Raw genomic sequence first — 12,918 nt, 5'->3', positions numbered from 1 at the left:
GTATTTTTATTTCCTGGCAACACCGCTAACCGCTAGATGGCAATGGAAGCACCCAGGCTGTAGTTGATGCTCTGCAGATCCATTTCCAGTTCCCGGGACAGTGCCACCGCGCCACCAACCCCATTGGCCGTATCACCACTCTCCACGGTACCGGCATCCACATAGAAAATGGAGAAATCCACGGAGGCTGCATCACTGAGCCAGTAGGCAACACCCGCACCAAATTTGAAGGCAAATTCGGTGCTGTCACCGTCTTCAATGGTTGCAGAGCCGCCACTAACGGCAACGGTCATATCCTCCAGTTCGTTATCGGCAAGGCCGATACCCGCCCCCACATAGGGGTCAAAGGCTCCGGTGCCGCGGTCATTCATGAAGTGGTAGTAGCCATTGATCATGAGAAGATGGCTGGTGGTCTTGGCCTCGAAAGTCCCCGCCTCTGAAACCCCACCGGAGCTGACGGTAACGCCATCGTCTTCCTTGGACGCCAGAGAGAAATCCAGTGCAACTTCTGCGCGCAGGTTGGGGGAAAGCCAGGTACCTCCGGCTACGCTCAGATAGTCCGCATTCCCCGGGTCATACCCATCGATGTTGAGTGTCTGGTCAGGGGGACCGGCCACCGTAAAATCCATATCCTGTTCATCGTAATCGGCAAGGCTATAGGCAAACCGCAGATAGTTATCGGCCATGGCCGATACCGGCAAAACCAGAGGCAGTGCCGCAGTCAACGCAAGCAAACGGAAGGTATTCATGATTGGATCCTCATGTTTGAAGTGTCATTCCTTAACACCGGAACATCAGGTGCGCCTTTGACGCTATCAAAGCGACATCATTGTGTCTATTTTATGATCAATTCATGAAAGCGTTACGCGGCAGGGTTCAGTGCTCGATGATTCAGACTACTCATAGACATCAAAACGAATAGCCTTGCCGGTAATCTGATGATGGGGACTGCGTTTTGCCAGCGACTCTGCCTTGCCAGGCCGTTTCACCACTACCCGATGCGGGTTGAGTCCAAGTGCCCACTCCAGCAACGCCGCTTCCTCGCGGTGATCCGGATACGCTGCCAATTGCTGGAGCCATTGCAGGTCTTTTTTTACCGCTGCACTTTTGTCCCGTGATGGAAACATGGGATCAAGATAGACCGCATGCAGCGGTGGCAAGGTGTGCGCACCCGCATCGGCGCAGGGTAGCAACTGCATGGCAGCAGCGAGCTCTGCAGGCGCCCGCCGCAGCCCGTCAGCGAGCATGGCATGGAGAATCGGCGAGCGTTCCGCCAGCAATACCGGGAACCCGGCTGTGGCAATCAGGGCCGCATCCCGGCCCAGGCCGGCGGTAGCATCCAGAACCGTAAAGGTGTCGTCCCGGGTTTTTCCCAGTGCCTTGATCAATCGTTCGTGGCGGACTCGCTCCGCTGTCAGCCGGTAGCCCTGTTTGCCATCATTGAAGCTCACGCTCAAGGGCGTTTCCCGCCCTTGCGGTCGCCACAGGCTGAGGCGCTCTTCGTGCCAGCCCAGCACCAGTGGCAGGCCCAGTTGCACAGCTCTGTCAGCCTCTTCTACCGGCGTACCGGGAAGCCCTTCAGGACACCCGGGCAACAGGCCCAGCACCGCCCCTACCATGGAATCAGGCCAACCACGCCAGCAGCGCAACACCAAGGATCAGGCGGTACACCACAAACGGCAACATGCCGATGCGCTCAAGCAGACGAATGAAGAATACGATGGTCAGATATGCCGTAATCGCACTGACCACCGCGCCCAGGGCCATCAGCCCCCAGTCCACCGCTACCTGCTGCTCGACAAGATCCTTTGTCTTGAGCAATCCAGCGCCAAGGATGACAGGAATGGAAAGCAGGAAGGAAAAGCGTGCTGCATCCTCGCGCTGGTAACCCAGCGCCAATGCCGCCGTGATGGTAATACCGCTTCGCGAGGTACCGGGAATCAGTGCCAGGGCCTGAGCCAGACCGATAAAAACCGCACCAATGACTCCCAGTCTTACAAGACTGAACTGACGCTTGCCGAAGGCATCGGCAGCCCACAGCAGCGCGCCAAACACCAGGGTAGTAACGGCAATTACCAGTGCAGAACGCAACTCCCGTTCAATCCAGTCATCACCAAGAAAGCCGAACACCACCGCGGGAATGGTAGCCAGCACTACCAGCAGCCCCAGTTTCAGATCGTCGTTCATGGTGCGCTGGGTCACCGCTTTGCCGGCACCGCCAACCATGGCAAAAAGATCCCGCCGGTAGTAGGCCATCACAGCCATCAGGGTGCCCAGATGCACGGCCACATCAAAGGCCAACCCCTGATCAGGCCAACCCAATACCTGGGATGGCAGAATCAGATGAGCAGAACTGGAAATGGGAAGAAACTCGGTAAGTCCCTGTATCAGGGCAAGCACCAGGGCCTGGAACCAATCCATGGAATGTCCTTGTTGAATGGTACGTCAGTGACGAGAACGAGTTGCGAGGGGCGACGATCAAGACGGGAGTGGCGCGTCGAAATGCGCGTCCCGTCACTCGCAGCGTTTTACTCTTCTGTGGCGGTGATTTTGTAACCCTGCAAAAACTCCGGGGGCATGCGACGGGGCTTGCCGGAATCCAGTGCCACACACACCCAGCGGGTACGGCCGCGCAGCAGAGTTCGCCCGTCTGATTCGCGAACGATCTGGTAACGGCGTGTGATACTGATGCGCTGGTCGTTTTCCACAATCCAGGTACCGATTTTCAGGTGCTCGCCTTCAAAGGCCGGTGCCAGGTAATCCACTTCGGTATGCCGGGCCACCATGCCCCGGTTGAGCTTCTGGTACAGATCCCAACCCAACCCGAGGCTGGCGGTATGGTCCCAGGCAATTTTCTCCATGAAACGCAGGTATTCGGTGTTGTTGACGTGCCCCATCACATCGATGGCTTCGGCTGGCACAATCACCGCCAGTTCATGGACATTGGGAAGGTCCCAGTTGATCATCGTACTGCTCCCTGAATTACCTGATCGCGAAGATAGACCGGCTGTGCCAGTTCTGCACTCACCCCCTGACCGCGCTGGAAACCGGATAATGCCAGCTGCGCCACCGCTTTCGCATGGGGATGCACGTCGACCTCACAGTGACTTGCGCCATAGGCCTTGCAAAGGGCCTCACGATAAACCAGCCCGGAGCCGACAATCAGCCAGTCTTTTTGCGGCAGAGAGGGCAAGGTGTCCGGGTGAAACAGCCCGTCGTCGAACACGGTTCTGGCAACGCCACCCTCACAAGTATAGGCGCCCAGATAGACCTCACCCATGCGCGCATCGAACACCGCGACCACATCCCGGTGTGGGATCGTATCCTGAGCGCTGAGTGCACAGGCCGCCAGAGTGGACACCCCGATCACCGGCAAGTCCGCCGCAAAGGCCAGGCCCTGAGTAACCGCAGCCGCGACACGTACCCCGGTAAAGGCACCGGGACCATGGCCAAAGGCAATGCCGTCCAGCTGGCCAAGCGACAGTTGCGATTGCGCCAGCAGTGCCTCCACCATCGGCAACACCCGTTCGGTTTGACGCCGTGGCGCCTGCTCGAAATGTTCAAGCACCTCGTCGCCATCCATGATGGCCACCGAACAGGTTTCACCGGCGGTTTCCAGAGCCAGAATTCGTGTCATGATTCTATCTGTTCCGTTGTCTGCCCTTCTTGTTGCCGGGCAAGGTAATCAAAAAACCGTTGTACCACGTCCAGCTTCCGGGTGCGGGTCATGTTTGGCAGACTGTTTACAAAGAGCTTTCCGTAACTGCGCGTCAGCAAGCGAGGATCCGCCACCACCAGCAGGCCGGTGTCCTTGGGATCACGAATCAGACGCCCGGCTCCCTGGCGCAATGCCAGCACTGCCTGGGGCAGCTGATAATCGCGGAAGGCATTGCCACCATTGCGATTGATATGTTCGATACGTGCCGCCGCCACCGGGTCACCCGGCGAGCCGAACGGCAGTTTATCAATAATCACGCAGCTGAGGGCCTCACCGCGCACATCAATGCCTTCCCAGAAACTGCTGGTGCCCAACAGCACCGCATTGCCTTTTTCCCGGAAACTGTCCAGTAACTCCCGCCGACCGGACTCCCCCTGCACCAGCAAGGGGTAATCCAGACGGGGACGCAACAACTGGGCCGCTTCCCGTAATGCTCTGTGACTGGTGAAAAGGAAAAAAGTGCGGCCCTTGGCGGCATTAATCACCGGCACCATGGCATCGCAAAGCGCGGCGGTATAGCCCGGGTCATTCGGCGCCGGCAGACCGTCAGGGGCATAAAACACCGCCTGGCGTTTGAAATCGAACGGGCTTTCCAGCCGCAGGGTGGTAGCCGCGTCCATGCCTAAGCGCTTCTGGATATGCTCAAAGCGCCCGCCCACAGACAGGGTCGCCGAGGTAAGCACCCAGCTGCACGGCTGGCGCTCACGCTGGGCACGCAGCTGGGCTGCCACGGACAGGGGCGTGCTATGCAGCACCACAGTCCGTTTGAAGGTTTCGAACCAGTACACCCGGTTGGGCTGTTCCCCTTTCAGGTAGGCCGCCAGGCAATCTACCTGCTCACTGGCACGGCGGGCACAGGCTTCCATGCCCCGGCTTGCCTTGGCGAGGGGGCCGAGGAACATTTCCAGATCACGCAGGGCGTCCAGCAGGGTCTCGCCCGCTTCGATGACAGACTCTTTCTCCGCCACTTCGGACCAGGGCTCGCGGCGCTCGCCGTCTCCCAGACTCAGACGCAAATCCAGGCAGCCCTTCTCCACCGCTGCGATCAATTGGTTCAGACGCGCCAGGTCGGCCGTGGTCTGTCCGGCTTCGGACAAACTGTCGCGGCCCAGTTCCTGGACCTGCCGTGTGCTGAGAGTATCGCCGAAAAAGGCGGCAGCGATTTCCGGAAGCTGATGCGCCTCATCGAAGATCACCGTATTGGCACTGGGCAGCAGTTCCGAGGCCGAACCGTTACCGCGCAGGGCAGCATCGGCAAAGAACAGATGATGATTGACCACCACCAGGTCCGCTTCCTGCGCTTCCTTGCGGGCCTTCATCAGCGGGCATTCCTGGTAATTGGGGCAGTCGGTACCCAGGCAATTGTCGGCGGTACTGGTGACCCAGGGCCATACCGGCGCGTCTTCAGGAATCTGTTGCAGCTCGGCGATATCACCGGTTTTCGTGCGACCAGCCCAGTGAGCCACGATCTGCAATTGCTCGGCGGTTTCCCGGGTCAGAAAACGGGCCTCTTCCTGATGCAGGGTCATCCGGTAGGGGCAGAGATAATTGGCGCGCCCTTTCAACAAGGCCACCTTGCGCGGCAGCCCCAGAGCCTTCTTGACCAGCGGCACATCCTTGAAAAAAAGCTGATCCTGCAGGCTCTTGGTGCCTGTGGACACCAGTGTTGGCCCCTCTGACAACAGGGCCGGCACCAGGTACGCCAGAGTCTTGCCGGTGCCGGTTTCCGCCTCGACCATCAAGGTCCCGCCGGTGCCGATGACCGCATCCACTGCATCCGCCATGGCCAGTTGCGGTTCACGGGGGTGATAGCCCGGCAAAAGCGGCGCAAAGCGCGTCAGATCGGTAAGATGGTTACGGGCGCTGGTCACACGATGTCCTGAGGATGTCAGAAAGGAAGCAAGCGACAGAGCATAGCATTAGACGCCACAAGCAGCACCTCCCACGCGACGCGGAAAACCCGCCAACGGATGGTTTCTGTGCTCAGACATCCCATCATCAATGGAGGCACCCCATGGACTACACCCTGATCATTCTCGCCGGCGGCCGGGGAAAACGGGTCGGCGGCGCCGACAAGGGATTACTGGAGGTGGACGGCAAGCCGCTGATCGCTCACCTGCTGGATCACCTGGCGCCCTCCCCGGCCCGTATCGTGATCAGTGCCAACCGGAATCAGGCCACCTACCGGCATTGGGCCGATCAGGTGGTCAGTGATGAACGGGACGGGTTTCAGGGGCCAATGGCCGGTCTGGAAGCGGCGCTGGATGCCAGCCAGGGGCTCTGTCTGTGCCTGCCCTGCGATCTGGTCCAGCCTCCCGCCTCATTGCCCGGCGACCTGCTGAACAAAGCCGGGCCGGACCATGTCTGTGTCGCCCAGGATCCGATCCGCCGCCAGCCCCTTTGTCTCGCATTGCATGCAGAAAAGTGGCGGGAGTCGCTGCGCACCTATCTGGATAACGGTGGCCGCAGCGCCTATGGCTGGCTGGATCAACTGCCCATACATCCGGTAGCCGTGGCCACACCATTGCAGAACCTGAATCACAGCCTGCATGGCAAGGATAGCTGATAGATCGCCCCACCCGCAGATACCGGCTTTCTTGTGAAAGCGCATCCCCAAAAACAACAATGCCCGCACGAGGCGGGCATTGTCAGCAAGCGATAAACCTGGCGATCAGGCAGTCACTTCCTGGATCTGCTTCATCAGGGCAACCTGGTCAGCAGAAGGCTGGGCGGTTTGCAGCGCCATCAGCTTGCTCATGTCGCCTTCGATACGGATCTGGCCGCTCATGAAGCCCTGCATACCAGCGGACTGGTCGCCTTCAATGAAGATGCGCTTGGCAAGATCAGCCGGCAGGATCATGGTAGTCGGCGCGTCAGCGTGATGACCTTCTTCGATCATGCCACCGACCAACGCCATTTCCTTGTCGCCACCATCGCCGGATACAGTGATGTTGATTACCAGATCTGCCAGGGCAGCCGGGGTTTCCACATCACCGGCACCGTCACGGATCTCTTTTACTTTCGCAAACCACTCGTCAGACAAAAATTCCAGGCTCATTCTTATATCTCCTTAACCTATCGTTGTGGCTTCGACACCCCGTGTAATCAGGCATCACCATTCAAACAAGCGTTCGAAACTTACCCGTACCTTATAGAAAGGCCCGGGGGGTGGCAATAGCCGTACAAGCGTCTATCGGGGACAAAAAACCCGGCGCAAGGCCGGGCTTTTTTGCGGTTGTCATGCAGGGGTAATCAGAGGTCGTAACCACGCTCTTCGTGCAGCGCAATATCCAGCCCCTGGGTTTCTTCGTCCTTGTCCACACGCAGTTCCGCGAACAGGCCGATCAGCTTGAGCAACACCCAGGTCACCACAGCGGTATAAACGAACGTGGCGACCACGCCCAATGCCTGCACCCCGAACTGATCCAGCATGGTAAATTCCGGCTTGGCAAAACCGTAACCGGAGAACAGGCCCAGTTCCGTGGAAGCAAAGATACCGGCAAACAAGGTACCGAGAATGCCGCCTACCCCATGCACCGGGAACACGTCCAGGGAATCATCGATCTTCAGTTTGTGCTTGATAAAGATGACCGAGTAGAAACAGATCACACCCGCAGACAGACCGATCACCAGTGCTGCCGCCGGCCCGACGAAACCGGACGCCGGGGTAATGGTACCCAGACCCGCTACCATGCCAGTGGCGATGCCCAGTGCCGAGGGCTTGCCGAATTTTTTCCACTCCATGGTGATCCAGGCCAGAGAACCCGCCGCTGCGGAAATGTGCGTGACCAACATGGCCATGGCGGCGTCGCCGCCGGCAGCCAGTGCAGAACCACCGTTGAAACCGAACCAGCCTACCCACAGCATGCCGGCACCGGTCAACGTCATGGTCATGTTATGGGGCATCATGCCCTGCTCCGGAAAGCCTTTGCGACCGCCCAGTACCAGCGCCGCAACCAGCGCCGCCACACCGGCAGTGATATGCACCACGGTGCCGCCGGCAAAGTCATACAGGCCCAGGTCGGCCAACCAGCCGCCGCCCCACACCCAATGGCAGACAGGAACATACACACCCAGCAACCAGAGCACGGAAAACGCCAGCATGGGCCCAAAGCGCATGCGCTCGGCAAAGGCACCCACGATCAGCGCCGGAGTGATGATGGCAAACGTCATCTGGAACAGGCCGTGCAGGCTTTTCGGCAGCGTCCCCTCCAGAGTGTCCTTGCCGATACCGGCAAAGAAAGCGTGATCGAGACCACCGATCCAGGCATTCATGCTGCCGCCATCGGAGAACGCCAACGAGTAGCCGCAGATCAGCCATACCAGCGATACCGCACAGGTAATGGCAAAGCATTGCATCAACACGGAGAGTACGTTTTTGCTACGCACCAGGCCGCCATAGAACAGGCTCAGGCCTGGAATGGTCATGAACAGCACCAGCGCAGTGGCCGTCAGAATCCAGGCGGTGTCACCGGTGTCGAGGCCATCGGCCAGGGCCAGGGACGGAAACATCAACAGTACAGCAAGCAGTTTTTTCATCGTGGCCCCCTTAAATGGCTTCGTTGCCGGTTTCACCGGTACGGATGCGGATTACCTGTTCCAGATCACTGACGAAGATCTTGCCGTCACCAATCTTGCCGGTACCCGCGGCCTTCATGATGGCTTCGATGGCCTGATCCAGGTCCTCTTCGCGCACCGCCAGCTCCAGTTTTACCTTGGGCACGAAATCGACCACGTACTCTGCACCCCGGTACAGCTCCGTGTGGCCCTTCTGGCGACCGAACCCTTTGACTTCAGTAATAGTCATGCCCTGCACCCCAACCTGGGCCAGCGCATCGCGGACTTCGTCCGCTTTGAACGGCTTGATCACCGCTGTCAGCATTTTCATGGTTGTCTCCTGATCCACGTGCAGCCAGCCAGCGGCTGCACCAACACAATACGTGCCGAAAAGTTTGCACCGGCATAGCGCATACAAGAATCAGGCCAGCAATATTGCTTTTTAATTTCAGTCACTTGGCTGCAGCGCACCCGAAATATGCACCACAATAGACCTAATGCACCACGCAAACGCACCCATTTAATGCATTTTGGCATGCCAAGATGATGCAGCGAGGAAGAATCCAGAAAAAAAAGACATGCAGATGCACCAGCAAGACGCAGTGCATCGACGTGCGGGGGGGGGGATTCAGCAAGGAGAGAAGTGCCACGCCTGCCCGGCCAGGGGGAGGCGTGGCGACAGATCAATACAGGTAATTGAACATCTTGCGGCGGTATTCGCTGGCAAGCGGGTCCCCCTTGGGCAGGCACTCGAAGACTTCCAGCAGCGCGCTGCGGGCAATGCCGTCGCGGAAATCCCGGTGCTCGCTCAGCAGTTGCAGCAGCGCCTCCAGGCCCGCCTGAAACTGGCCGGCCGCCGCTGCCTGCAAGCCAAAGGCATAGAGATCTTCCGGGTTGGGCTGATCGCTGATGCGTTTACGGAGCTCTGCCAGAGAGAGGCTCTCGCCTTCCAGTTTTTCCAGCAGAGCAAAGCGGGCACGGAACGGCCGTAATGGCTCCACATCCTCGGTTACCTCCGCCAGCAGCGACTGCGCCTCGTCCAGACGCCCATCACCCAGCAGGTATTCCACCAGCATGGCACGGATCGCGTGCTTGTCCGGGCTCTGCTGCAAGGTCTGGCGCAGTGCCGCTTCTGCCTGGTCACCATGGCCGGTCTCAATAGCCATCCGGATCTGCTCAATGAAGCCCTCTTCCTGCTGTTGCTCGGCAGCTTCCGGGTCCACCACAGGAGCCAGCCACTGGCGCAACGCCCCCTCCGTCTGGGCACCATCCAGCTCGCTGACCAATTGCCCCTGATAGACCAGTTTCAGGCTGGGCAGACTGCGCACCCCGAACTGGCTTGCCAGCATCTGCTGCTCATCGGCGTTGACCTTGGCTAGCATCACCTTGCCCTGGTACTCATTCACCAGGCGCTCCAGAATCGGTGCCATCTGCAGGCAGGGCTGACACCAGCTCGCCCAGAAATCCACAATCACCGGCACCTGCCGCGACTGTTCAAGAATTTGCTGAATGTTCTGTTCAGTTGCTTCAATGATGTAGTTGTTCGGTTGCAACGCCTTGCTCCTGAAAGCTTTAAAACTGGGTGCGATTGTAAGGTATGACCGCCATTAAATCCGGTTAAATCCTGTGCAACTGATCACTTTCACGGGTTAGACTCAAAACAGTAAGGTCTGCAGGGCTTCACGCCATGTACATGACCTGTGAGTACGCTGGATTGTATTCAAAACAACCCGGGTCCAGGCGGGCTCGGGTTCACGGCAAAGGAGATCACCATGCTTAGCCTGTTGGCTATTGTAGTGTTAATTGCCACGCTGATGACCCTGTTCTATCAGCGCATCAGTCGCGGCATCGGCAGCGCAGTTTTTGTGGTTGTCTGGCTGTTGAGCGCCTTCCTGGCCCCCTGGCTGGTTCATCCGGTTTCACTGATCCTGCTGGCCGCCGGCGTTGCCCTGCTCAACCACGTCGACCTGCGCCAAAAGTTCATCACCAAGCCGGTCTATAACGCCCTTGGCAAGGTCATGCCAGCCATCGGCGACACCGAGCGCGAGGCTATTGAAGCCGGTACCACCTGGTTCGAAACCGATCTGTTTTCCGGTCGCCCGGACTGGGAAAAATTCGCCCATATCCAGTTTTCCACGCTCACCGAGGAAGAGCAGTCGTTTGTGGACAACGAGGTCCAGGAACTGTGCGACATGCTGGATGAGTGGAAAATCTTCCACGAGTTGAGAGACCTGCCTGAGGAAGTCTGGGATTTCCTCAAGCACAAGGGCTTCTTCAGCCTGATCATTCCCAAGGAGTACGGCGGCAAGGCATTTTCTCCCTATGCCCAGAGCCGCATCATGAGCAAGATCGCCACCCGCTCATTGACTGCTGCGGTCACCGCCATGGTGCCCAACTCTCTCGGCCCCGGTGAACTACTGGCCGAATACGGTACCCAGGAACAAAAAGACCGCTGGCTGCCCGGCTTGGCCAAGGGCGACGAGATCCCCTGCTTCGGCCTCACCGGCCCGGAAGCGGGCTCCGATGCCGGCGCCATCCCGGATACCGGCGTAATCTGCAAGGGCGAGATTGACGGCAAGGAAGTGCTGGGCATGCGCCTGAACTTTGCCAAGCGCTGGATCACCCTGGCCCCGGTGGCCACGGTGGTAGGTCTGGCCTTCAAGCTCTACGACCCGGAGAAACTGCTCGGCGACAAGGAAGAGCTTGGCATCACCTGTGCGCTGATCCCTGCTGACACTCCCGGGGTGGAAATCGGCCGTCGCCACTACCCTGGCTCTCCGTTCATGAACGGCCCCATCAATGGTAAGGATGTGTTCGTACCGCTGGACACCATCATTGGCGGACCGGACATGGCAGGTCGTGGCTGGCGCATGCTGATCGAGTGTCTGGGTGCCGGTCGCGGTGTCTCCCTGCCCGCCCTGGCCACTGCCAGCGGCGAAGTCGGTTACCGCATGACCGGTGCCTTCGCTCGTATCCGTCGTCAGTTCAACACTGCGGTGGGCCAGTTCGAAGGGGTGCAGGAAGCCTCTGCCGAAGTGGCCGCCATTGGCTACACGCTGGAAGCCTACCGCCACCTGGTGACCCGTTCACTGGAAGACGGCGCACCATCAGTCGTTACCGCCATGGCCAAGTACCACGCCACGGAAATGATGCGTGAGCTGATTAATCACGGCATGGACATCGCCGGCGGGCGCGGCATTCAATTGGGTCCGCGTAACTTCCTGGCCCTCCCTTATCAGTCCACGCCAATCGCCATCACCGTGGAAGGGGCGAATATCCTCACCCGCTCGCTGATGATCTTCGGCCAGGGCGCCATGCGCTGCCATCCGTACCTGTATGACGAATTGCAGGCGATTCAGGCGGAAGACAAGAAACAGGGGCTGCAGGATTTCGATGCCCTGTTCTTCTCCCATGCCGGCCACACCCTGGGCAATATCAGTAGCGGTATCATGCAGGCGCTTGCCGGTCCCTACCTGTCCGAGGCACCGGGCAATGCGGACGCCTTCAGTGCACCCTGGTATCGGCTGGTGAACCGCTATAGTGCGGTGCTCTCCAGTACTGCAGATATGGCATTGGCCCTGCTGGGTGGCGATCTGAAACGTCGCGAGCTGCTCTCTGCGCGGCTGGGCGATGTGCATAGCCAGTTGCTGATCGCCTGTTCCATTCTCAAATACCACGCCACCCTGCCACGGGACGAGGCCAACGACGCCCACGCCAGCTATGCGCTGCGCCGGTCGTTCAGCAAGGCCCATGACGCCCTGGATGCCTTCTACCGCAACTTCGGTTTCTTCGGCGTGGGCTATGCGTTGAAAGGGTTGTTCTTCCCGTTCGGTCGCCCCTGCAAGGCTCAGGCCCCAAGCGACGACCAGATCCGCACTCTGGGTGACATGATCATGGCGCCCAGCTCGGTGCGCGATGCACTGGCAGAACCGGCCTATATCTCCCAGGACCCGGAAGATGCCATCGGACGCGTGGAAGCCACCTTCAACAAGCTGCTGGAAGTGGAGCCGGCCTACCTGGCGTTCCTGAAAGCCGACGGCAAGGGACAACTGGAAGGCAACAGCGTGCTGGAAAAGCTTCAGGACGCGGCCAGCAAAGGCATCATCGACGCCGACCAGGTAGAGCCGGTGAACGAATACGATGCCATGCGCTACGACTGCCTGCTCACCGACGCCTTCGATATGGACCTGAAGGACGTCAACGTGCATGCAGAACGCCCGATGATGTAAACCCAACCAGGCGGAGGGGCCGAAATGCCCCTCCGCTTTTCCTTCCCCATTCTCCGAGCCCCCGTAGGAGCTATGCTTGTCCCCCAAGGGGGATCTGCGACATGCGAACCGAGCATAGCGAGGCGGCAGAAATCAACATTTATCCGCCATCGTTTCTGGAGAGACCTGTCGAGCTCTGAGATTCCTGATCGCCCTCCGGGCGATATCCGCGCAAGCGCGGTTCGCCATGCAAGCATAGCTCCTACATCGGCTTCGTAGCAGTAGCCTCCGTGGACTTTTGGCAAGTAGGGAGAGCCCTCCAACGCCAACCGGTGCACACTTTCACAAAAAGCCACAAAGTCGGGTCAGCGGGGGAAATGCTGTTTTTTTCAGCAGTTATTCCGCTGTCATCCCCATATCACGCAGATTTAACAT

General features: G+C 59.0%; 12 protein-coding genes. 2 read left to right on the top strand and 10 right to left on the bottom strand.

The window, feature by feature from the left end; translation table 11 throughout:
• Positions 1 to 32: 32 nt before the first annotated feature.
• From ACMG4N_RS10185 to ACMG4N_RS10160, 6 genes are all read right to left on the bottom strand, one after another.
• Positions 33 to 749: an outer membrane beta-barrel protein gene (locus tag ACMG4N_RS10185; RefSeq protein ID WP_414431543.1), complete on the bottom strand. Its 717-nt coding sequence runs from the start codon at positions 747 to 749 to the stop codon at positions 33 to 35.
• Positions 750 to 896: 147 nt separating this feature from the next.
• A complete protein-coding gene (locus tag ACMG4N_RS10180) occupies positions 897 to 1,619 on the bottom strand; it encodes a class I SAM-dependent methyltransferase (RefSeq protein ID WP_414431541.1) in 723 nt (240 codons plus the stop codon).
• Positions 1,620 to 1,623: 4 nt separating this feature from the next.
• Entirely contained in the window at positions 1,624 to 2,421 is a 798-nt protein-coding gene (locus tag ACMG4N_RS10175) for an undecaprenyl-diphosphate phosphatase (protein WP_414431539.1), read from the bottom strand.
• Positions 2,422 to 2,528: 107 nt separating this feature from the next.
• On the bottom strand, positions 2,529 to 2,966 hold the full coding sequence (locus ACMG4N_RS10170) for an acyl-CoA thioesterase (protein WP_414431538.1): 438 nt from the start codon (positions 2,964 to 2,966) through the stop codon (positions 2,529 to 2,531).
• Positions 2,963 to 3,637 carry a tRNA (adenosine(37)-N6)-threonylcarbamoyltransferase complex dimerization subunit type 1 TsaB gene (tsaB, locus tag ACMG4N_RS10165; protein ID WP_414431536.1) on the bottom strand — a complete coding sequence of 225 codons (675 nt, stop codon included), beginning with the start codon at positions 3,635 to 3,637 and terminating at the stop codon, positions 2,963 to 2,965. The genes ACMG4N_RS10170 and tsaB overlap by 4 nt, the downstream gene beginning before the upstream one ends.
• Complete coding sequence (locus ACMG4N_RS10160) at positions 3,634 to 5,589, bottom strand: ATP-dependent DNA helicase (protein ID WP_297763196.1); 1,956 nt, start codon at positions 5,587 to 5,589, stop codon at positions 3,634 to 3,636. The genes tsaB and ACMG4N_RS10160 overlap by 4 nt, the downstream gene beginning before the upstream one ends.
• Positions 5,590 to 5,732: 143 nt before the next feature.
• Here ACMG4N_RS10160 and ACMG4N_RS10155 point away from each other — a divergent pair, with 143 nt between their 5' ends.
• A complete protein-coding gene (locus ACMG4N_RS10155; RefSeq protein ID WP_414431534.1) occupies positions 5,733 to 6,284 on the top strand; it encodes a molybdenum cofactor guanylyltransferase in 552 nt (183 codons plus the stop codon).
• 105 nt (positions 6,285 to 6,389) lie between these two features.
• Here the strand turns inward: ACMG4N_RS10155 and ACMG4N_RS10150 are convergent, their stop codons facing one another.
• The 4 genes from ACMG4N_RS10150 to ACMG4N_RS10135 form a co-directional block, all read right to left on the bottom strand.
• The gene (locus ACMG4N_RS10150; RefSeq protein WP_035244687.1) at positions 6,390 to 6,776 is read right to left on the bottom strand and encodes an SCP2 sterol-binding domain-containing protein; all 387 of its coding nucleotides are present in this window, start codon (positions 6,774 to 6,776) and stop codon (positions 6,390 to 6,392) included.
• Between the two features lie 194 nt (positions 6,777 to 6,970).
• A complete protein-coding gene (locus ACMG4N_RS10145; protein ID WP_297763187.1) occupies positions 6,971 to 8,257 on the bottom strand; it encodes an ammonium transporter in 1,287 nt (428 codons plus the stop codon).
• Positions 8,258 to 8,267: 10 nt separating this feature from the next.
• Positions 8,268 to 8,606 (bottom strand): P-II family nitrogen regulator, encoded by a 339-nt coding sequence (locus ACMG4N_RS10140; protein WP_035244689.1) that lies wholly within the window; start codon positions 8,604 to 8,606, stop codon positions 8,268 to 8,270.
• A 352-nt stretch (positions 8,607 to 8,958) separates the two neighbouring features.
• The gene (locus ACMG4N_RS10135; RefSeq protein ID WP_414431533.1) at positions 8,959 to 9,828 is read right to left on the bottom strand and encodes a tetratricopeptide repeat protein; all 870 of its coding nucleotides are present in this window, start codon (positions 9,826 to 9,828) and stop codon (positions 8,959 to 8,961) included.
• Between the two features lie 219 nt (positions 9,829 to 10,047).
• Here ACMG4N_RS10135 and ACMG4N_RS10130 point away from each other — a divergent pair, with 219 nt between their 5' ends.
• Positions 10,048 to 12,504, top strand: coding sequence for an acyl-CoA dehydrogenase (locus tag ACMG4N_RS10130; protein ID WP_297763179.1), 2,457 nt, complete (start codon positions 10,048 to 10,050; stop codon positions 12,502 to 12,504).
• Positions 12,505 to 12,918 lie beyond the last annotated feature (414 nt).

It is taken from the genome of Alcanivorax sp. IL2 (assembly GCF_047495475.1).
GTDB lineage: Bacteria > Pseudomonadota > Gammaproteobacteria > Pseudomonadales > Alcanivoracaceae > Alcanivorax.
The sequence above is the reverse complement of the archived record's forward strand: the minus strand, read 5'-3'. Positions and strand labels throughout refer to the sequence as shown.